The organism is Corynebacterium crudilactis (genome assembly GCF_001643015.1).
GTDB lineage: Bacteria > Actinomycetota > Actinomycetes > Mycobacteriales > Mycobacteriaceae > Corynebacterium > Corynebacterium crudilactis.
Genome location: NZ_CP015623.1, coordinates 60,718 through 79,764 on the forward strand (window position 1 = coordinate 60,718; position 19,047 = coordinate 79,764).

Annotated in this window: 25 protein-coding genes; all 25 read right to left on the reverse strand. The window is 54.2% G+C overall.

The genetic code is table 11. The annotated features are described in order from the left end of the window. Window positions 1–52 precede the first annotated feature (52 nt). The 25 genes from ccrud_RS14230 to ccrud_RS14350 all read right to left on the reverse strand — a co-directional run bounded on the left by ccrud_RS14230 (window position 53) and on the right by ccrud_RS14350 (window position 18,766). Complete coding sequence (locus ccrud_RS14230; protein WP_066570241.1) at window positions 53–442, reverse strand: hypothetical protein; 390 nt, start codon at window positions 440–442, stop codon at window positions 53–55. After that, the gene (locus ccrud_RS14235; RefSeq protein WP_066570244.1) at window positions 439–1,755 is read right to left on the reverse strand and encodes a MinD/ParA family ATP-binding protein; all 1,317 of its coding nucleotides are present in this window, start codon (window positions 1,753–1,755) and stop codon (window positions 439–441) included. The genes ccrud_RS14230 and ccrud_RS14235 overlap by 4 nt, the downstream gene beginning before the upstream one ends. Next, complete coding sequence (locus tag ccrud_RS14240; protein WP_066570248.1) at window positions 1,748–2,188, reverse strand: hypothetical protein; 441 nt, start codon at window positions 2,186–2,188, stop codon at window positions 1,748–1,750. Before ccrud_RS14240 ends, ccrud_RS14235 begins: the two co-directional genes overlap by 8 nt. Next, window positions 2,188–3,360: a ParA family protein gene (locus ccrud_RS14245; RefSeq protein ID WP_066570251.1), complete on the reverse strand. Its 1,173-nt coding sequence runs from the start codon at window positions 3,358–3,360 to the stop codon at window positions 2,188–2,190. Before ccrud_RS14245 ends, ccrud_RS14240 begins: the two co-directional genes overlap by 1 nt. A gap of 256 nt (window positions 3,361–3,616) precedes the next feature. Further along, window positions 3,617–3,961 (reverse strand): hypothetical protein, encoded by a 345-nt coding sequence (locus ccrud_RS14250; protein WP_066570254.1) that lies wholly within the window; start codon window positions 3,959–3,961, stop codon window positions 3,617–3,619. Between the two features lie 106 nt (window positions 3,962–4,067). Beyond that, window positions 4,068–4,910: a hypothetical protein gene (locus ccrud_RS14255; RefSeq protein WP_066570258.1), complete on the reverse strand. Its 843-nt coding sequence runs from the start codon at window positions 4,908–4,910 to the stop codon at window positions 4,068–4,070. Window positions 4,911–5,078: 168 nt separating this feature from the next. After that, window positions 5,079–6,026 carry a DUF932 domain-containing protein gene (locus ccrud_RS14260; protein WP_066570265.1) on the reverse strand — a complete coding sequence of 316 codons (948 nt, stop codon included), beginning with the start codon at window positions 6,024–6,026 and terminating at the stop codon, window positions 5,079–5,081. 126 nt (window positions 6,027–6,152) lie between these two features. Then, on the reverse strand, window positions 6,153–6,806 hold the full coding sequence (locus tag ccrud_RS14265; protein WP_066570269.1) for a hypothetical protein: 654 nt from the start codon (window positions 6,804–6,806) through the stop codon (window positions 6,153–6,155). A gap of 322 nt (window positions 6,807–7,128) precedes the next feature. Beyond that, on the reverse strand, window positions 7,129–7,506 hold the full coding sequence (locus ccrud_RS14270) for a hypothetical protein (RefSeq protein ID WP_066570273.1): 378 nt from the start codon (window positions 7,504–7,506) through the stop codon (window positions 7,129–7,131). 75 nt (window positions 7,507–7,581) lie between these two features. After that, window positions 7,582–7,962 (reverse strand): hypothetical protein, encoded by a 381-nt coding sequence (locus ccrud_RS14275; RefSeq protein ID WP_066570276.1) that lies wholly within the window; start codon window positions 7,960–7,962, stop codon window positions 7,582–7,584. A 259-nt stretch (window positions 7,963–8,221) separates the two neighbouring features. After that, window positions 8,222–8,569 (reverse strand): hypothetical protein, encoded by a 348-nt coding sequence (locus ccrud_RS14280; protein WP_169816490.1) that lies wholly within the window; start codon window positions 8,567–8,569, stop codon window positions 8,222–8,224. 103 nt (window positions 8,570–8,672) lie between these two features. After that, window positions 8,673–9,080, reverse strand: coding sequence for a hypothetical protein (locus ccrud_RS14285; protein WP_066570290.1), 408 nt, complete (start codon window positions 9,078–9,080; stop codon window positions 8,673–8,675). Between the two features lie 223 nt (window positions 9,081–9,303). Next, window positions 9,304–9,846 (reverse strand): hypothetical protein, encoded by a 543-nt coding sequence (locus ccrud_RS14290; protein ID WP_157776045.1) that lies wholly within the window; start codon window positions 9,844–9,846, stop codon window positions 9,304–9,306. Between the two features lie 204 nt (window positions 9,847–10,050). After that, the gene (locus ccrud_RS14295; RefSeq protein WP_066570292.1) at window positions 10,051–11,019 is read right to left on the reverse strand and encodes a pentapeptide repeat-containing protein; all 969 of its coding nucleotides are present in this window, start codon (window positions 11,017–11,019) and stop codon (window positions 10,051–10,053) included. Between the two features lie 231 nt (window positions 11,020–11,250). Beyond that, window positions 11,251–12,165 carry a pentapeptide repeat-containing protein gene (locus ccrud_RS14300; RefSeq protein WP_066570296.1) on the reverse strand — a complete coding sequence of 305 codons (915 nt, stop codon included), beginning with the start codon at window positions 12,163–12,165 and terminating at the stop codon, window positions 11,251–11,253. A gap of 235 nt (window positions 12,166–12,400) precedes the next feature. Further along, the gene (locus tag ccrud_RS14305) at window positions 12,401–12,778 is read right to left on the reverse strand and encodes a hypothetical protein (RefSeq protein ID WP_066570299.1); all 378 of its coding nucleotides are present in this window, start codon (window positions 12,776–12,778) and stop codon (window positions 12,401–12,403) included. Beyond that, window positions 12,771–13,292, reverse strand: coding sequence for a hypothetical protein (locus ccrud_RS14310; protein ID WP_066570305.1), 522 nt, complete (start codon window positions 13,290–13,292; stop codon window positions 12,771–12,773). The genes ccrud_RS14305 and ccrud_RS14310 overlap by 8 nt, the downstream gene beginning before the upstream one ends. A 192-nt stretch (window positions 13,293–13,484) precedes the next feature. After that, window positions 13,485–14,075, reverse strand: coding sequence for a hypothetical protein (locus tag ccrud_RS14315; RefSeq protein ID WP_066570308.1), 591 nt, complete (start codon window positions 14,073–14,075; stop codon window positions 13,485–13,487). 549 nt (window positions 14,076–14,624) lie between these two features. Then, the gene (locus ccrud_RS14320; RefSeq protein WP_066570311.1) at window positions 14,625–14,888 is read right to left on the reverse strand and encodes a hypothetical protein; all 264 of its coding nucleotides are present in this window, start codon (window positions 14,886–14,888) and stop codon (window positions 14,625–14,627) included. Window positions 14,889–14,897: 9 nt separating this feature from the next. Further along, complete coding sequence (locus ccrud_RS14325; protein WP_066570315.1) at window positions 14,898–15,092, reverse strand: hypothetical protein; 195 nt, start codon at window positions 15,090–15,092, stop codon at window positions 14,898–14,900. A 259-nt stretch (window positions 15,093–15,351) separates the two neighbouring features. Next, window positions 15,352–15,897 (reverse strand): hypothetical protein, encoded by a 546-nt coding sequence (locus ccrud_RS14330; protein WP_157776046.1) that lies wholly within the window; start codon window positions 15,895–15,897, stop codon window positions 15,352–15,354. Window positions 15,898–16,076: 179 nt separating this feature from the next. Then, window positions 16,077–16,724: a hypothetical protein gene (locus ccrud_RS14335; RefSeq protein ID WP_157776047.1), complete on the reverse strand. Its 648-nt coding sequence runs from the start codon at window positions 16,722–16,724 to the stop codon at window positions 16,077–16,079. A 216-nt stretch (window positions 16,725–16,940) separates the two neighbouring features. Continuing rightward, entirely contained in the window at window positions 16,941–17,480 is a 540-nt protein-coding gene (locus ccrud_RS14340; protein ID WP_066570337.1) for a hypothetical protein, read from the reverse strand. A gap of 273 nt (window positions 17,481–17,753) precedes the next feature. Next, a complete protein-coding gene (locus tag ccrud_RS14345; RefSeq protein WP_066570339.1) occupies window positions 17,754–18,122 on the reverse strand; it encodes a hypothetical protein in 369 nt (122 codons plus the stop codon). A gap of 275 nt (window positions 18,123–18,397) precedes the next feature. After that, window positions 18,398–18,766 (reverse strand): hypothetical protein, encoded by a 369-nt coding sequence (locus ccrud_RS14350; RefSeq protein WP_066570342.1) that lies wholly within the window; start codon window positions 18,764–18,766, stop codon window positions 18,398–18,400. Between the last annotated feature and the right edge of the window lie 281 nt (window positions 18,767–19,047).

The following is a 19,047-nucleotide window of genomic DNA, read 5'->3' on the forward strand; positions in this document are numbered from 1 at the left end:
CTCCTTCGTGGAGATGATGCAACCATCTGCCATCACCACGAAGGAGTGTGAATTATTGCCCCTCTAAAACTGGTGGCAGATTGGCGACATCATCATTGAATTCGCCCTGCACGATTGAGGGAACCATCGGAATCTCTGTATCGTCCGGCTGGGTTGATTCACCAAATTTCATTCCGGCCCACACACTTGCAGCGATCAATATGACCACCACACATGTGGCACCAACCCACCACAATCTTGCTGGAAACTTACCCTTAGACTGTGCACGAACCGGGTGATGGATTGCCCGAGGTTGCGGTGCAGGTTGTGGGGTGGACACCGCTGTCTCGTCTTCGAAAGGGTTAGCGGATTCCACCACCGGTTGGGACGTGGGCGTGTTAGCCTCCCACCACTGGTCTTCTTCATCCCACTCAGTCCAACCAACGCGCTTACCTTCGGTCACCGGCCACCCTCCATGAATCCAGCGGAGTTCACAATCGCGGCACCCAACTTGATGGCAGCATCACGGGTTTCTGGGGAAATTTCATCCAACGTGAAGGCGCGACCACCCTCAAACATTTGGTCGTAGGGCAGGGAAATCGCTTCCCTAGCCACGGAGGAGAAAAACTCCATGACCTGGCCTGTATCAACATTCGTTTTGGGTGAACGGTGATTGACGACAACCACCATGTCATCGACAAGCGCGGCAAAACGATCACCATAAAGCCCCTGCGAATCCACAAGGTCATTGGCGACCTGTGTGGCTGCTTTCATACCATCGGTGCCTTCGGAAACGAGGACAAGAACGTCTGCTTCCTCCAACACTGATTCCATGAGTTCACTTTTCAGGCCTTGGGCACAGTCGGTGAGGATCACAGGGTAAAACTTGCGCAACACAGTCATCAGTTCGCGGTATTCCTGTCCGCTACTGATCGGTTTTTGCGGCTCCGAGGCCAGCACCTCCAACCCAGACTGGTCTTGGCTGGTGTGGGTACGCACATGGGAGTAACGACTTACCGAATCCAGCTGATCCAGGAGGGAACCTACCGTGCCGTTTTGTTCCCTTTCCACACGATCACCCAGTTCACCGCCCTCTGGGGAAGCATCGACAGCAATAATGCGGTCTTTGCGGTGCGATGCTAAAACCATGCCAGCAAGGGTGGTGACCAGCGTTTTACCCACACCACCTTTGCGGTTGATCATGACAATGTTGACCGAACCGTTGAGGCTGCGCTGCAAACTGTGGACAGTTTGGGTGGAGCTGGTGTCCTCTTTGAAGAATAGGGAACGCATTTTCTGCGCAAAACTCTTTTTGGGAGCTTTACCAGCCTCGGGGGCTTGCACCGCTGAACGTGGTGCAGGTGTGCGAGGAGCAGGGCGAACCGGAGCGACCGTGGGGGCTTGCGATGCCACCTGAATCGGCTCTGGCTTCGGGGTGGGCTGCGGTGGTGACTGCGGTTCCAACACCAAATTGGCATCAAAAATCAGGTCACCAGGCCCAGATGGCTGTTCCACACGACGCGCTGGCCGTGGGGATGACGCTACGGGAGCGTCACCGGCGAACTGGCGGCCACCGGATTTGTCGGGGTTGATCGGTGGTGTCCACTCCCCTGGTTCGTCTTGGTCGAAGTCGAATTCGTCTTCCACCTCACTGTCCAGGTCGTAGGCATCATCGAACAGGTTGTCGTCCTGGTCGTTGGTGGCTGCAGTGCGTGGGGTTTGGGGGCCTTTGAATGTGACTTCTTCCTCTGCGAATGGGTCACGAGCATCATTCATCTGAGACCACCACCCCGATTGAGGAAAGCAGTTCGGCGCGACGGCGGCGGTCTTTCCGAGCTTCCGCCACCATCAACTCGTTGAGGTAAAACGCCAGCGCACCACGGATAATCTCGGAGTGATTGAGTCGTACATCCTCCGTGATTTCCAGATCCTCGATGGTGTCTACCAGCGCATCGTGGAGGTCGGCGGGGAGCCTGAATGATGTGGCCACCGGCTTCGGGTTTTTTGGCCTCTTCTTTTTTGGTGGTGGTGGGCTAATCAGCGCAACACCAGCGGGAGCGTCCTGCCACGGGTCGATTTCCTCTGGCAGGACAGCTGGTGCTGACTCCTCCACTGGGGCAGGGTCTGATGCTGAACCAGCATTTTCAGGTATTGCGGTCAGGGGGTCGAGTAACCGATCCGTGTTTGTTTTCCTTTTCCTTTGTGCCATTAGCTTTGCTCCTCCGTTTTGGTGTCCGTGTCGGTGTCTTCGGTGTCATCAAGGTCGTGGGCAAGCCAGTCCGCCTTCCAGTCGATAAAGTCTGGGCCTTCGATAATCGCACGCCATTCATCGGGCATTTCCTGCGCGATTAGTGCTTCACGCATTGCCCCGATGTCATAGTTGACTCGATTTGAGGTTGTCGGGTCGTCTTCCTTGGGCAGCATTTTACTCAGGACAGTCAGTGCCGTTTTCGCCAAGGCTGCGGGAATTGTGCCGACATCTCGACGTTCAATTTGGGTGCGCGTGTAGGTGGAGATGGGGATGGCGAATTCTTGGGAGCGGGCAAAAGCTTTACGGCGCTCAATTCCTGGGGCGATTACCCCTACGCTGTCTCCGAAGGTTTCGTCCAGCCATTTGGCGGATTCTGTGATGATACGGCGCTCACCAGGGGCACGTTTCAAATTCAGTGGGATACTCGTGGGGATCGCGCCCAGGAAATTAATGGGCTTGCCGTGCGCGGATTCCCATGCGCCGATAATCTCGTCAAATTTCGCAAGCTCCTCATGTGCGAGCCATTCTGGGTAAAAAGGGAAAATGACGTGTTCAGCTGCGTGGAGCATGGAAGAAATGAGCGGGGTAAGTCTGATTCCCGGCATGTCGATAATCACCAGATCGGCATTTTCGCGTACCCATTCAGTTTCCAAGGCGTTCATGAGACGCATCTCTTCGATGCCTCCGCTTTCGGAGACCACGGAGGTGAGGTTTTCACGATCCGTTTCTGCAGCTGCGGGTGAGATGAAGATCTTTCCACCGGGGATCGCTGGCCCGCCTTTAAGCCATGGGACATTTGGATCTGGCGTCCATGCCGGGACGGGGTAAAAAGGAGCGTCTTCACCACGCCTTACTGCATCGGCCAGGCTTTTCACCTCCAAAGTCTGTCCAGTTTCTGGGTGAATGTATCGTCCTGCGAAAGTCCCGGTCACGGACGAGAAGCCACTATCCGAGTCTGCTACACAGACTGTGAGGCCTAGTCGTGCGGCTTCGTAGGCGATTGAGCTTGACAGGGTAGTTTTCGAGACCCCTCCTTTGGTATTACCAATTATGAGGGTTCGAGAGCGGACAATCGACGGCTTGCGGGTGACCCGCTCACGTGCAGTGGTTTTCTTTCGTGATGAATTCATGGTGCTCCTTGTGTGGCGAAAGAGTGAGAAAAAATCTTCATGATCGAGATTCTGGTTTTATTCTATCAGGCATGTGTTCACGAACCGGCCTTATTTCCATTAAATATGCTGGTCGTTCACTTTTTAGGTGGTTTTTTGCATTACACGATGTATGACAAATGCCGACATTTGAGAATGAAATGTACCGTAATATGTCATATGTAATATGTATTACATATGACATATTACGGTAATACAAGCGTTTTGCACTAGGTTTCTACGCTGCAAAACGCTCTGCAACCACCTCATTAACACTGTCCTCAACAAGCACGTTGGTGGCACGAGCAACCGCAACCAAATCATCGTCATCAACGGCCATGCGGGGAGCTTCAACGTCCGCCACATCCGCATCATCAACAAGCATGACGGTGTTCCAGTCGGTGGATAAAAACACGGCAAGCATCAAATGAACAAGCGCCAGGGTCGTGAAAAATGAGGTGACAGCAAAAGACGACACCTCAAACGGCGACCAAACGTGGTTCAGTACAGCCATACCAAGAAAAACTGCACCACCCAGAACAGAGTCACGGAAAAGTGGTTGGCGGTTAATGTGAGGCAACATGACAGACCTGCTTTCAAAAAAGAGTTGGGAAACGTGACGCACCCCGTTTGAGGTGATGCACTCACTTTCCCTCCCCCACCTCAACCACTGCCCGAACTCAACGCATTTACAAATCAGACCCAGCAAACAGGCACAACAGGTCACCCATCTCGGTGAGACACGAAATTTCCTTGGTGACAGGCTTGGGGAACAACCCACCATCATCAACAGGCATAACCTCCTCCACAAGCCATTCCGCAGCTACAGCCGTCTCCAAATCATCTGTCGCCAAGCAGCGGGTGGCCACATCTGACAGCAACGCATGAACCATGCGGCGGTATGGCTCGTTGACGGACAGTGCCCACGCCAGCACCGAGCTAAGCTCCCAATCGTGCAACGCGCGAACAATGACCTCCCACTGGGTGAAATTCTCCGGATCATGGATCCATAGTGAAATCGCGTCACACAATTCCATGACGTCATCTTCAATAGAAGAATTCTCGTACACCCACACTGGGCACCAATTGGGTGGGGTGTATTGCTGGGAGAGAGCAAAAATAGCATTGTAGGCCTGGTGGCTGGGGTCGCGGCCTTCCAGTACTGCAGCGACCTCATTGGGGCTGACTGTGACGCCTTCGCGCTGTAGGTCGATGGCGACTCGTGCGATGGTGCGTGCGCTGAATCGGCGTTCCAGTCGGAGGTCTCCCAGGGTGGGGAGGACGACTTCGCAGCCTCCTTCTGGGTGTGCGATGACGATGGTGTTGTCCCAGTCTGGCAGGGCGAAGTCTGGTTGGTAGAAGCCTGCAATGACGTTTACTGATTCTTGGGTTGGCCCATCTGTCCATGACAGTGCGAGGAAGTCGTCGTGGTTGGTGATGGTGAAGTGTGTGTCTGGCCAATAGGAGTTGAGGGCTTCTATTAGTAGGTGCACGGATTCGGAGTGTGACAGCTGGGTGATGGCGATGGTCATGTGGGCCTCTTTGGGGTTTGTAATAAGGTTGAAAAGAGTTTTACATACGCCTGTAAACAAAGTGGTCAGGTTGCCTTTAGTGGTGTTGTTTGTTGGCGGACAGTCCAGGGAAAAAACCTGAAAAAACCCACCCCGCCGAACATGGCGGGGTGGGTTTGTGAGTGGGGGTTAGCTCAACAAGCTAAACGCGCGGGCGCTGGTGCCGGTGCTGTCGCCGTTGAAGTTGCGGTTTGCACGGCCAGTGTCACCGTTGTTCGCCGGGCGATACCAGTCGTTGTATTCGACAATGGCGTTCCACGCTGCCCAGCGGGTGTTTCGCCCCTCCTCCTGGGTGTCGTTCTTCCTGAACAAGTCCATGAGGTCATCGCGCCTACGATTCCACGTGTTGATTCGGCGTGGGCTGTCATCTTCATCAGGGGCGATGTAGAGGGTATCAAGCAGGGCGGAGAAATCACGCTCAGAGAACTTGGAGCTAATCATCTGCTCCGCGTGGGCGCTAAACGCTTTGGCGTATGCGATGGTGTGCTTGAGGGCGTCGCGGGCCTGGTAGAGGGCGTTGTCAGCGTTGCGGGTGTGGCGAATAGACCAGCGCTGTTGTGTGCCGTCAATGTTGGCACGCATACCGTTGGTGCAGACCAGGCGGGTTCCCATGGCTTCACCGACGATGGAACCGGAACCGTCGTGGCTGGTGCGCAACACGAGGTCAAAGTTAATGAGGTCGTGACCACCGACAGCAATTTGGGCTTCTGGCAGGGACATGGTGAGGAACACTTTACGTCCGTGGTCTTGCTCACCTGCATAGGCGAATTTTGCGCCCAGCATCTTCGCGGAATCGGCCAGGGCCAGCGCATCGGCGTTGTTGACGGCGGTGTAGCGGGAACCCACCACGCCAAGGGTGGTGTGGTTGTCGGAGCGCATCAACAGGCGGTGGCCTGGGATTGACGTGGTGGTGACACCATCGTCGGTGAGGAGGGAAATGTTTTCTGCAGGGGTCTCGTTGAGTGTCCATGCAAGGTTGGCGTCGTTGAGGGCGTCGCTCAGGTTGGTGGCGGTGGAGATGTCGGTGCCGAGGACGCGGGGTGCGTAGGGGCGTTGGGTGGGGGAAAGTACAGACACGGTGGCTCCTAAGTGGCGGTGGGGATACCTCTTGTGGTGTCCCGCTGGGGTTGTCTTTGTGACAGCACTGACTTTTCCATTCGCCACTTGTGGGGTGCCCGAAGTTATTGGTGGGTGGTGTGTGGTTTAGCTGGGGTTTTGTGTTGGGGTGTGGCGGACAGTTGGGTCGTGGGGTGCGGGTTGGTTGGGCGTTTCTGGGAGTGCTTCGGGCGTGTGGTTGTCGAAGGGGAGCTGTTCAGGCGTGTGTGCTGGGGTGTTGACCACGGTTTCTTCGGTGTTGGGTGTGTCTGCGTCGATGGTTGGGGTGGCAACCTCGGAGCGTTCCTCTGAGCGTTCCTCTGAGAGGGTGGCGGACAGTGGTTCAACGTCGGCGGCCTCTGGGGTGGTGTTTGGCGTGGTGATCCACCACGGGTTGTCGGGTAGTTCGACAGTGTGGTCGTCTTTGTCGATCCACTTTTTCAGGGTGTTGGGGCTGATTCTGATGGTTTTCGCGGCGTCGCGGGGGTTAACGTCGATGGCTGTGGCTTCCGCAGCGCATGATTTGGTGACTTCATCGGCCAGCTTGGAGGCGATCATCATGGCTTCCCCGATGTTCATGAGGGTGTCGGAGTTGGCAGGGCCGTCCTGGGCCAGTGTGTTGACGGCGTTGAGGATGTCCTGGATTTGTGCGAGCGCTCCGGTGGTGGTGTATTCGAGGAATTCTTGGGTGATTTGTTCCTGAACTTGGGCACGGCGGGAGGAGAATTCGCGGTGGCGTGGGGCGGTGGTGTGTGGGGTCATTATGTCCTGCCTTGGGGGTTGTTTTGTTTGTGTCTACCGTATTCCATGGGTGTGGACGAATTCCGGACAGTTCGGTCTTTACGTCCCTTTTTTCGCGTGTGGTGTCGTATGTATTTTGTATGACATATGACAAATCACGTGGGTGGGTGCTGGCTTGTTGGGCTTGGTGTGGAGACAAGTAAGGTGCGGGGGTTGTGGCAGGGAATGTGTGTTGACCAGGCTGAAAGGCAACGCCCACTGTCGTGAAATATGGTTTCACAACAGTGGGAAATGTATGACGTAATATGTATTTTGTATTACGTCATACATATTACGCAGCGTTTTAGTGGGTGTAGCGCGGGTTAAACGGCTCCGCACCATCAAAATCAAGGGCAAGCAAAACAGCGTTCAAATCATCGGCATAGACCGTAGTTTTACGCGCATGATCAACACCCTTATTCACGGCAACAACGGTGTACGTGTCATCCCCACCCAACGCCACAAACACCTTCATCTTCGCCGGACGTGCAGCACGTTCACCGTTCTTGTTGAAGGGCAGGATTCGCGCGTCAAACATCAACGCAGACATTCCCTCGAAAATGGTGGCAATCAAACCGCTGGCACCCAAAGACATCAACACACCCCGATGAATCTGGCTGTTAATGATGGACGCAACCTCTTGCGCTCGTGCACGGTCTTCGGCGGTGGTAACAGTGGTCATGATGAAAGTCCTTTCGGATTGGGTGCCACCCCCTTGTGGAGTGGCGATAAGAACATGGTCGCAAGTGAGGTGAAACTACTGCCCGGAGTTGGTGCGCTCCCCCACCCAATCCCACGCCTTGTCAGTCAGTTCGTAGATGGCGGTTGGTCGGCCACCAATGGCGCAGCCACCGAAAGGTTCGGCCTCCAAGAAACCGCCGTCAATCATGGCTTGAACAACACTGTCGTTGATGTTGGGGTTGATGACAGCCACGTTGTCCGCATCAAACAGGATGATGTCGTCGCTGTTGATGGTGAGGTCATCGTAGAGTTCCCCGGCGTCCTCCCCCTCTGCCACGTAGAGCTGAACGGCAAGGCGGTTGTTGGTTGTGTATCGCGCAGCGGAAACATCGAGTGCGATGGCTTCGCCGTCGATGGTGGCGGTGACAGTCCAGTTTGGGGTGATGGTGTTGGTCATGTTGGTCTCCTTGGTGTGTCCGCTGTGCCGGTTGCTGTGCGGTTGTTCTGTTTAATACTTTGTCACCTGGCAGGGTGTGGGTGCCCGGAAAATGTGTGTGCGGCGTTGTTGGTTTGTGCAGGTGGTGGCATGGTTTGTTGGCGGACAGTCCGGTCTTTACGTCCGCCCCTGTGGGTGCGTATGACGTATTTTGTACGACGTAATATGTATGACGTAATACAAAATACAAGCCACTCACTGTTTGAAACGCCCACCGAACTCAGGCCAACACCGACTGACACAACCACTCCTGAGCACGAGCGGAAAGCCGGTACACCTCCACCACTTCCCCATCAACAACCTCTTGGGAGGCGGGCGCATCATCGAAAAAACCGGACTCCACAGCAACCCGCGCCACGTCCACAACGATGCCCCCATCGTCTGCCACGAAAAACACCCCACCATCACCAACCGCGTGAAGAAAAATATCCACAGCACGCCCCGGAATATGGACGTGGATAACTGGCAGGCCGTGGGAGTTGGGTAACACCAACGCTTTCAGGCAGGCTTGCCGACCGGCGATGACACCGCACATGTCCCAAAAAGCGTTGTGGGATGGTCTGGACACGATAAAACTCTCATTCATGGTTGTGGGGGATTGTTGGAGCGCCCCAAAAGGGACGTGGTGCGAAAAACGCTTTTCGCACCACGCCACAAAACATCATCACCTGTTAGCGAGCGTGACGCAGCGGGCGTTTCTGGGAGGAAATAAGGCCGTGGGCAGCGTTGAGAAACGCCAGCACCTCACTGTTGTTGAACGACTTTTCCGCAGCGCGTCCAACAAGCGCTTCAAGGACGCGATCAATGCCACCAGGCTGAACACGCTCAAAACGGTGGGAGCCAGCAAGATCACCCAAATGCAGCCCCTCAATGAGGATGCGGGACACGCGGTTGACGGTCTCAGGGGTTAGGGAACGCAGCGGTGCGCTACCTGGCCAGAAGAACAGTCCACTATCTTTGTCCGTCAGTGCGCGGTCAACGGCGGTGGGAATGGCAGTCCACGTTAAAGGCTCAAGTGGGTGGGCGGAGTCGAGAAGGTGGGTTAGAAAAGCGTTGATGTGCCAGCTGGTGATCTTCATTGTTTTCTCCTTTGCGTCTTTCTTTCTGGTGAAGTTGATAAATAAATATTCCCACCCACCGCTGTTGGGGTGCCCGGAAAACATGTTCGCGGCGTTGTTGGTTTGTGCAGGTGGTGGCGTTGTTTGTTGGCGGACAGTCCGGTCTTTACGTCCTCAATAAGGGGAGTGTATGACGTATTTTGTACGACGTAATATGTATTACGTCATACAAAATGCAAACTGGCTAGTTGTGGCACTGGCAGGTGGAACTCCCCTGTAATGCTTCCACCGCCATCTGTGAACCGATACGCAGATCCTCATACTGGGAAACCAGGAACCTCTTCCTCAAATCGTCTACAGCGACCGAAAGTAGAGCCATTCGCCCCACCCTCCCACAGTCCACGGTGAGGGATTCCACCACGGCTCGGCACCAGTACTCCCCTACTGTGGGCGCGGACTCAGCAAGACGATTCATGGATCCAACAAGATCAGCGCCACCGTGGGCGATACGACTTTGAAGGGCATAGAACAGTGCGCTGGTGCGGGCGTGTGGACTGGTGGCACGGTCAGCAATACTGATCCAAAAGTCTTCGCGCACGTTGGCGGCGACTGGAAGGAACTGGGGTGCGAGTTGGGGAATATCCATGCACAACGCAATGAAATCTTTTTCCCCCTCGTTGAGGCTCAGGTTGTAGGTGATGGCGATCCGAAGGTTGAAAACCTGGTTGGCGAATGTGCGCGGAGTCCAGGAGCTGTTGGGGTTGGCGAGTGTGCCGGAAATGTTCATGGCATAAGCATCCCAAGACATACTTACCGATTGCCCGAGGCTGCAAGTGGCAGGCCAGTAATGCGGGGAATTGTCACTGAATTTCATAAAATCCCTGGACAGTCACATGTATGACATATTTTGTACGACGTAATATGTATGACGTATTACAAAATACAAAGGTGGCAGGTCAGCCACAACAGCCAACCCACCACCCATTTCTGTTTACTTGTTAGCCCACTTTTTGGCTGCTTCCCGCGCCTGCTCAAGCGCCTGCGGATGGGTGGCGATATGCAGTTCCATCAAAGCCAGAACACCCTCAAAAATCTTCCCATTCTCAGGCGCGTCCTCAATATCGAATTCGCCCCACTTCCCTTGTGTGATGACTTTCTGCAAATCACTGAGACTGCCAAACCAGCTATCGACACGCGCCTGCCAGCCTCGCGCAGTTGGCTCCAAACCAATTTGGTGTTGGGTCAATCCGGTCACCTGCAAACCGTTCCAGCCCTCCACCCGATCCAGATTGGCACCGGCAAGAATGAGCCTAGGGGCGTATGTGTCGTGCAGATCTGCAAACCGCAACAAAACCTCACTCAAATTAGTGCCATTGAGGTTTGCGCCCTGCAGTCGGGTGCTGTGCATGTTTGAGTCATCCAACTTCGCCTTAGACAGGTTTGCCCCGCGCATGTCAGCGTCGAAAAGGTTTGCTCCGTGCATCTGCGCGCCCTGCAGGTCTGCATTTACAAATCTGCAGCACGTGAACCGTGTTTTATACGCATTCAGATTCTGCATGTTTGCGTCGTTGAACGTTGTGTATAGGCATGATGCGCCAGATAAAACAGCGTTACTCAAATCTGCCCCGTTGAGCTTTGCATCATGAAGGTTAGTTTTTCCTAGCAAAGCGTTACTCAAATTGGCATGAGACAGGTTTGCCCCAGACAGTTGCGCGTACTGCAGGTTCACCTTGGAGAGGTTTGCTTTAGAGAGGTTCGAGTTGGAGAGGTTCACTCCCCCAAGGTTGACTCCACGGAGATCGAGTCCGCTCAAATCAAGACCCGACAGGTTGGGAATCCTCGCTAATTCCCGAGCTTTCGCAAGAGCCTCATTGAGCATTTTGAGGGGAATCTGTTCATCCCCGATGCGGGTTTCCCGGATGATGTTCTCTACGTCTTTGACGGTTTTCTTGGCTGTCATGGCGTGTCCTTTTCTGTGTGCCTTGGTGAATCTTTCATGATCCACAGTCCCATGGCCGCTGAAATGACTGCCCGGTTTTCTGGTAGATAAGAGGAGGAGAAACGGTGTATCCGCAGGTAGATTAGCGGACAGTCTGGACGTAAAGACCGATTTTCCAAAGTGTCATTCAGTAATATGTAGGACGTAATATGTATTACATATTACGTCGTACAAACTACATACCAGCGGTACTTACACCGCCAATCCAAAGCGTATTGTCTTCTTGGTTGTCCATCGCTGAGCTGCTTTCTTAGCCAACTCCACTGAATTCGGGTGCTGGGCGATGTGAGCGTCAATCACATTTAAAGCAACCTGCAGAAGCTCCCTATCCCGCTCAACCTCCGATGGCCCTACTCCCACCCAACCATTTTCTTGCGCGATCATGGTGCGCAGCTCCATAGGACTGCCAAACCAGTCCAAAAAGCGAATTTTCCAACCATCCGCTGTCGGAGTGAGGTCAATTTGATACTTGTACAAGCCGGTCAACTGCAGGCCATCCCAACGATTAACTTGAGCCAAATTCGCCCCAGCGAAAGAAGTGTTGCACATATTGGCCTCATACAGATCCGCATCGAAGAACAAAACACCACCAAAATAGGTGTTGACCAAGTTCGTCAATCCCAGGTTTGTGCATTTCATATTGGCAGCTTCAAACGTCGCATTCGATAGGTTGGCAGCCCACATGTAGGCGTCATAGAAGTCACTGTTGGAGAAGTCGGAGTCGCTTAGGTCTGCCTCCAAGAAGTATGCACAGGTGAAGTCTGCGTAGTCCGCTGTCACCTCCCTCATGGTGGTGTTTCGGAAGTCGGCATACTGGCAGTGTGCAGAAGATAGGGAGACTTTTGTTAGGTTCGCGTGACGCAGGCTGGTGTCGTTCAGCAACGACCCGTTCAGCTTGGAGAAGCGCATGTCAGCTTCCTCGAAGTTTGCCCTGCTCAGGTTGGAGTTAGCGAAATTAGTGTTGCGCAGAGTTGCTTTGCGGAAGTTGAGGCCACTGAGGTCTAGGTCTCTGAGATCTAGGCCTGATAGATCAAGGGTGCGTGAGGATTTTTCAGCGGTGAGGATTGCCTGCTTGACGTCTTCGGCGGTTAACTTCTTTGCAGCCATGGTGTGTCCTTTCGGAGGGGTGTGCTGAACTGGTCTGCTTAAACAATCCCATTGGGGTGTGCACGAATGCCCGATTCGATACGGGTGGTAGTGATGTTTTCCCTGCTAGATAGGCGGACAGTCCACGTGGCTGCAGCCGCGGTGTGGACAGTTGAACGTATGACAAAATACAAAATACATATGACGTAGTACAGGAAAGTGCAGCACCGTTCACCACACTTTCCCCATGCCGCACCTACAGCGAAGTCGTGTCAATCAAATGCGAACCTTGATCGCCGTAATCCTCCAACCCGAGTTCCCAAAAATCCCCGTTGAAGTCCAGCACCGTATCCAACTCACACTCCGAACAGCGAAACACCGTCAAAGACCTCCACAGTGGCCGCGTGCGAAGCTCGTTGTATTTGGCGCGGTGGGCACTTTTGTAGGGGCCAACTTCGCCCTGTTTGCGCAACATAGGTTTGGTACTCCCGCAAGTGCATGTCCGCTTATCTTTCGGCGGTGGGCACACGTGCAGGTCGTAGACCTCCCAATCATCACTCCACGTAACCTTTTTCCCATCCCACATGGGTGGCAAATCGTGTTCACGGAAGTCGAACGACATTTGCTCACTCATGGCGCGGGGTTACATCTTGGTCTTGGGTGACTGTCGTGACCTTACGCATACGCGCTCTATCTGCTGGAATCCCACTGAGCGTCACATTCAAACGCCAGAACAGGTCGATGGCCTTTTTGCTTGGATTGTCTTCCACAACCCTCCACACATCACTGGGGAGTCGGAACTCAACAATCCAGCGGGTTTCTGTGATCCCAGCTGAAACACCGGCGCCGGAGCCAGCCTCCAACTCTGCAATGCGCTGTGCCTGGGCGATGACAGTGTGCGCCAAATCGGGCGACGCTGCCATGAGATTGTGATCTGGGGTGACGTGAAGTTCATCCTCGTGCATCTTGGGGAAGTCTGCGACGGTGGCGTTTCGGCCATCCTCGTCGTCTACTTCCACAATGGACACGCATGGGTATTCAATGGTGGCGGCCCACGGGCCTGGGGTGGCGTCTGCGATCAGGTTTTCGGCTTCTTTGCCGGTGATGATTCGAGGGAAAGCGTTGCGGTCTTCTTCTGAATTGATCATGGTTTAAGACTCGCACTGTGGCGTGCGCAGGTGCTCGAATTTTGTGGGCTGTGGGTGGTTTTTTGCTGGTGAAGTGGTGGACAGTTAGTGGTTGGGCTTTTATGAAAAGCGGTATTTCGTAGCACGTAATATGTATTTTGTATGACATATTACGTGCTACAACCTAAGGGGCGGGTGCGGAGAAACGCGGGGTTAAGCGATCTTTACGTCTTCGAAACTCACCCCATGTTCAGCGCAAAAAGAAGACACAGTGGGATAACCGGAGTCGGCTAGATATTCAGCTACGACAATGGTTACTCCCGGAATCTCACCTGAGTACCCCGTGTCGGTGATGAATTCAATGAAATCTAGGTGGGTTTCAAACTCATGGTCAAGTTCGTTAACAATCTTCAAGCGTGTCTTGTAGTTGGCAAACAGTTCTTTCAGTTCTGGGTTAGCAACATCCAGGACGTAAAAGAAGTCGGTGAGGGGATTAACGACGGGGTAGACGTGCACGTTCAGGCACCTGAGAACCCACTCTTCAATGTCTCTGATGTTTTCATTGTGGAAAAGTTCAAAATCCACTAGCTGATCTGCGGTGGCACGCATGTCCTCAAAAGGCAGGGTCGTTTCGCTCAAGTCGATGGTGGATGACTCGCTGGTCTGCGGGTCGGTGACGGAAAAGACGTTGGCGCTGTCGGCGTTGAAATCCATGCCGTTGCAGACCTTTTTTGCTTCTAAGGCTGCTTCGATGGGGTTGTCGGCGTCAACGTCGATCTGCCAGGTGACAAGGAAATTCTTCATGAGGGTGTCGCTTTCTGAGAAGGGTGAGGCGTTCAACGCTGGGAATTGTTGGCCTGCTGTGTTCTCAGAATGTCATGGCCGCTGTTGCCTGTGCCCGATTTTCGAGCTCACCAACAAGGGGACTTCGGCGCTTTGACCTGTATGTTTACTGAGCTGGGGTGGTTGGACGGTTCAGGTAGGCCTGTCGTACATATGTCGTAATATGTAGTTTGTTATATGTATTTTGTATGACATATTACGTTTGTGGGGCTGGCGATTCACCGGCCAGGAAACAAGAAAAAGGGTGGGGCGCAACCCCAAATGTTGCACCCCACCCAGCGGTTTTCACAGATTGTGCTTGCAAACCATGAACCGTCGTACACCCCATCTCATAGGAGAATGCACACCACCCATAGTGGCAGAGCGCACCCACCTCGGCAAGCACCAAAAGCGCAGATCCACCCGCGCTGCAATTGTGCGCAGGCACCACACACGAAGAACACGGACAGTCTGGACGTAAAGACTTTTAAAACCCCCGGCCACAACGGCCAGGGGAAGCTCACTGGGAGCTTACTGCGCTTCTACGCCATCTTCTTCGGCGTACAGGCTCCAACCCTGCCCAAAGTCGTTCAGCTGCTCCTTGGTGTAGGTGCCATCAGGGTTCAGGGTGTAGCTGTTGACCTCCATGTCATCAATGACTTCCAGCACGTTAATGCTGGCGGTCTGATCTTTGCCGGCCACAATGTCATCGCAGTTGATGTAAGGGGAGTGTAGTGTCTTTAGCTTTTCGGCTTGCTGTTCGGTGAGGTTGATAACGATCTGCAGGTTGCTCATGGTGTGTCCTTAAATGTTGTGGTGCGGGTGGGTGGGATAGGCGTTCGCTGCAATGTTGCAGTTGCGTTGTAGTGCGTCTGCGCGGGTCTTAAACAGTTCGCCGTCAACCGCCCTGAACTGGGTGCGCTCGGGGTTGAAGCGGTGAACGGCAGGGGCGTGTGCCGGGAGGTGGAGGGCGTTGCAGCGGGTGCAGATTTCAGCCATGAGGTTCGTGCTCCTTGGGTTGGGGTGACGGGGAGTGTGTTTCCCTGTCTGTGGTTAACACTTTTCCATCGTGGCTTGGTCACCTGCCCGAACCTGCGGGGTGCGGAAACGGGGAACATGCAGGTCGATTCCTTTTTGGGGCAGGACAGTCCGGACGTAAAGACCTTTTTGGGGGACATGCCGCATACATGGGAAACGGACAGTTCTTGCAGTCACATAAAACCAGTCCCGCACCCGTGGGCGCGGGACTGGGGTGAGTTTAGGCAGCACCCGCCATGACGGGGGCGCGGTAAAGCTTCAACTCTTCCAGCGCCTCCTCAAAGCGTGCCAAGTGGCTAAACGCTGGTGAACGCTGCTCCATAATGGCGGTAAGCACGTCGGTGATGTAGCTGGCGAAGCTTTTCACCCCAAACCGCGCTACGGGCGCACGATCAGCCAGAACCGGCATGAGCACGGAATTAGGGTTAAACACGGTGCGCACAAAGCCGTTGGCTTCTTCGGAGAATGTCACCATCGTGTCGTACTGTTTGCGGTTCTTGTCGTGGGAGAACGTCACACGCACCAAAAGCGCGGAGTCGTTGGTGGCGGTGGCTTCATGCAACCAGTTGAAGTCTACGGTGCGTCCTTCGCTGTTGACGTGCATGGTGCCGTTGGCGAAGCCGTCGAGGGGGAGGGTGCTAGAACAGTCTTTGAGGGTGTGAATGAGGGCGTTGCCGGTCTTGAGGGACTGGTCGGTGTAGCCGGGGGTGTAGTCGAACATGTTCTGGCCTTTCGGGGCTTGGCGTGACTCCCCTTGTGGGATCACTCGGTGTGTCGTTGTGACATGTTTTATATTTCCTTGTGGGGTGGTGTGGGTGCCCAAAAAAGACCCGCACCGATTAATCATTTATGCTGGTTGACGCTGTTTTAGTAACGGACAGTTAGGTCTTTATGTGCGCGCACAACCCCGGCCTGTAGGCCAGTGTGTCCGGGGTTATAGGGTGGTTACGCGCGGGGAGTGTCGCGTTCCTGAATGTGGTCTATGGCGTGTGACAGCACCGCAAACGCCAGTGCGTCCTCAACGGGCGGATAACTTAGGTTGAAGTCGAAAAGGTACTCAAAAACCGCCCTATGGGCGTGGGTGACCTGTGTGAACTGCGGTGAGACCACGAAGCGTTCCAACCCGCGTGCCATGTCGTCGGTGGTGACTTTTACCCCTGGTGCGCCGTCGTAGTGGATGTAAGCGTCGCCGGAGACTGTTTCCTTGTACGTCGTTGGGGTGGCAACGTAACGCAACATGCGGTTGAGGGCTTCATGCGCCCGCTCTTGGTTGATGGTGGTGGTGGAAAACTCCACGGAATGAACCTCCCCAACCTGGATGGTCTGCAGGCCAGTGCGGGTGTGCAGGTCAATAGTGCCGTCGTGGGCGACGTGGCTGACATAGCCGGTAACGTAGCCGTGAACAGCGCCGTCGCTCTTTTTGTGTATGTCGATTTTCACGTGTGGTGCCCACACTGATTCTGCACGGAAACAGTGCGCTGCGTGGGTGAACACCGGCGTGGCCACCTGTCGCCAGAGTTCTTCGTCTAGGCGTTCGGTGGCGTTGTCAAGAAATATTAAACATGTGCTTGAGCGCTGGCTGAAATCTCTCACTGGTGTTCTCCAATTGTGTGGGCGAGTGTCGCGTATTCGGGGCGATCTGGGTTCATTGTCTTCTGCAGGTGGGTGCTTCCGCCCGCGCCTGATCACGAGTTCGGGCGCGTTTGCACTGGTCGTGGTGGGTGGTGGCGGACAGTTCGGGCGGGTTTGTGAAAGAAGTTGGAGACCACAACACCCCTACAGAACGTGTCTGCAGGGGTGTTGGTGTTTCTAGTCGAAGTGAATGCTGAACTGAATAAGCATGGAATCCAGTTCGTCCATGTTGACGTGGGCGTAGTCACGGAGGAGGAAACGCACCTCATTGCTGTCTGCAGGAGTCTTCGTGTCCATGTTGCTCATAGCCCAGCTGTACATGGCGTTAAGTAGTTGGGTGGCGGTGGCGACGGTGGTGTGGTTGATCATGGTGTTCGCCAGGTTGGCTAGATCCTGATCTTCCAGGCTGGCGGGATCAACATCCATGATCTGCAGGCTGGTCACCATGGACATGTGAATGCGGTGGTGTCCGCTGTCGTGGGTGACAACGAAGCTTTTGAAAGATACGCGGGTGACCACACCGCGAATTTCGGCAACCTCGCCGTAGTGGTTGAGGTAGCTTACGATGACGTGCTGAAAGTGAAGGCCAGCGGTTTCGTTGGTTTCCATGAGGAGCTTGAGTGCGGAGGTGAGGTTCTTGATCCAGTGCGCGGACTGAGATTTGGTGTGGGTGGGTCGGGTGAGGCTGAAAACTTCGGTTTCAAGAATGGTCTGCATGTCGTCCTCCGTGTGTTGGTGCGTGTCTTTCTGACATGTCTTATATTTCCTTGTGGGGTGGTGTGGATGCCCGAATGTTGTGTGTGCGGCATTGTGTGTTTATGCAGGTGGGAGCGGGGTTTATTTGCGGACAGTCTGGTCTTTACGTCCGCAAATACGGGCGTGTATGACGTATTTTGTACGACGTACTATGTATGACGTATTACAAAATGCAAAGCAGTGAAACGTGAAAACCCACCGACAAGGGTGGGAGTGTGCGAGTTGTTCTGGCGGTTAAATCACCCACGATTCAGCACAAATGTTGGTGGCAAACGAGAACACTGCAACAGCGATGTTTTCGCTTGGCGTGGCCAAATCAAAGTTCTTTTTGGTGTACGCCATCGCGGATTTTAGATCCTCCGGCTCCTGATCCTCCCAGTGCGTGAGGGTTTCCTCCGCCCACTGATCAGCTGCGGACTCCATTTCCTCCAAGGTGATCTTGTAGCCATGTGGGTTCCTCCACTCTTCCTCAAAGCGGGGAGCGCCGTCCTCCACCCAATCCTCCACAACGATGGTGGTTTCATTGCGGGTGACACGGTAGCGACCTGCAACCAATTCTGGTGCTTCGGCCAGTAGGTCTTCGATAAATCCTTGAGCGGTCATGGCTTCCCCCCTTTGGGTCTGTGCAAGTCCTTGTTGCTTGCGTTGATGTATCTAGAATCCCAAGTGGCAGGTGGTGGGTGCCCGGAAAGTTAGACGGTCGGGTTTGGTGTTTGTGCAGGTTGGCGCGTCTGTTGGGAGCGGACAGTCTGGTCTTTACGTGCGCTCCTGCGGGTGCATATGACGTATTTTGTACGACGAAATATGTATGACGTAATACAAAATACAAAGCGGGGGAACATGAAAAACCCACCTCCAAAGGTGGGTTCACCAACGGTCTAGATTGGCCAAGTATCGGTGCAGATTTCTGTCGCAAACCCGAACACCGATAGGGCGATGTTTCCACTGGGGCGCACAAAATCAAAGTTCTTTTTGGTGTACGCCATCGCGGACTTCAAATCCTCCGGCTCCTGATCCTCCCAATTTTTGAGCGCTTCCTCTGCCCACTGGTCGGCTGCAGCTTCCATATCCTCCAAAGTGACCCTGTGGCCGTGGGGATTCTCCCAATCGTTGGGGCTTCGGTAGGTGCGGTTGCCTACCCAGTCTTTGATGACAACAGTGTCACCTTCGCGGTTGACGATGTAGTAGTCTTCCACCCACTCGGGAATGTCTTTCAGCAAATCTTCGATGAAGCCTTGAGCGGTCATGGTTTCTCCTTAGATACGTGCGGTGCAAGTCTGTGTTGCTTGCGTTGATGTATCTAGAATCCCAAGGGGTAGGTGGTGGGTGCCCGGAAAATTGTGCGGGCTAGTTTCCTGTTTGTGCAGGTGCGGGGGCTGTTTGTTGGCGGACAGTCTAGTCTTTACGTCCGCACCTGTGAGTGTGTATGACGTATTTTGTACGACGTAATATGTATGACGTAATGCAAAATACAAAGGTGGGGGAACGTGAAAACCCACCCTTGGAGGTGGGTTCAGTGGTTTCACGG

Coding starts and splice junctions, on each gene's coding strand:
- ccrud_RS14235 (WP_066570244.1), bottom strand. CDS start 1,755: ATGAATGATGCTCGTGACCCATTCGCAGAGGAAGAAGTCACATTCAAA.
- ccrud_RS14240 (WP_066570248.1), bottom strand. CDS start 2,188: ATGGCACAAAGGAAAAGGAAAACAAACACGGATCGGTTACTCGACCCC.
- ccrud_RS14245 (WP_066570251.1), bottom strand. CDS start 3,360: ATGAATTCATCACGAAAGAAAACCACTGCACGTGAGCGGGTCACCCGC.
- ccrud_RS14250 (WP_066570254.1), bottom strand. CDS start 3,961: ATGTTGCCTCACATTAACCGCCAACCACTTTTCCGTGACTCTGTTCTG.
- ccrud_RS14255 (WP_066570258.1), bottom strand. CDS start 4,910: ATGACCATCGCCATCACCCAGCTGTCACACTCCGAATCCGTGCACCTA.
- ccrud_RS14265 (WP_066570269.1), bottom strand. CDS start 6,806: ATGACCCCACACACCACCGCCCCACGCCACCGCGAATTCTCCTCCCGC.
- ccrud_RS14270 (WP_066570273.1), bottom strand. CDS start 7,506: ATGACCACTGTTACCACCGCCGAAGACCGTGCACGAGCGCAAGAGGTT.
- ccrud_RS14275 (WP_066570276.1), bottom strand. CDS start 7,962: ATGACCAACACCATCACCCCAAACTGGACTGTCACCGCCACCATCGAC.
- ccrud_RS14285 (WP_066570290.1), bottom strand. CDS start 9,080: ATGAAGATCACCAGCTGGCACATCAACGCTTTTCTAACCCACCTTCTC.
- ccrud_RS14290 (WP_157776045.1), bottom strand. CDS start 9,846: ATGAACATTTCCGGCACACTCGCCAACCCCAACAGCTCCTGGACTCCG.
- ccrud_RS14295 (WP_066570292.1), bottom strand. CDS start 11,019: ATGACAGCCAAGAAAACCGTCAAAGACGTAGAGAACATCATCCGGGAA.
- ccrud_RS14300 (WP_066570296.1), bottom strand. CDS start 12,165: ATGGCTGCAAAGAAGTTAACCGCCGAAGACGTCAAGCAGGCAATCCTC.
- ccrud_RS14305 (WP_066570299.1), bottom strand. CDS start 12,778: ATGAGTGAGCAAATGTCGTTCGACTTCCGTGAACACGATTTGCCACCC.
- ccrud_RS14310 (WP_066570305.1), bottom strand. CDS start 13,292: ATGATCAATTCAGAAGAAGACCGCAACGCTTTCCCTCGAATCATCACC.
- ccrud_RS14315 (WP_066570308.1), bottom strand. CDS start 14,075: ATGAAGAATTTCCTTGTCACCTGGCAGATCGACGTTGACGCCGACAAC.
- ccrud_RS14320 (WP_066570311.1), bottom strand. CDS start 14,888: ATGAGCAACCTGCAGATCGTTATCAACCTCACCGAACAGCAAGCCGAA.
- ccrud_RS14325 (WP_066570315.1), bottom strand. CDS start 15,092: ATGGCTGAAATCTGCACCCGCTGCAACGCCCTCCACCTCCCGGCACAC.
- ccrud_RS14340 (WP_066570337.1), bottom strand. CDS start 17,480: ATGCAGACCATTCTTGAAACCGAAGTTTTCAGCCTCACCCGACCCACC.
- ccrud_RS14345 (WP_066570339.1), bottom strand. CDS start 18,122: ATGACCGCTCAAGGATTTATCGAAGACCTACTGGCCGAAGCACCAGAA.
- ccrud_RS14350 (WP_066570342.1), bottom strand. CDS start 18,766: ATGACCGCTCAAGGCTTCATCGAAGATTTGCTGAAAGACATTCCCGAG.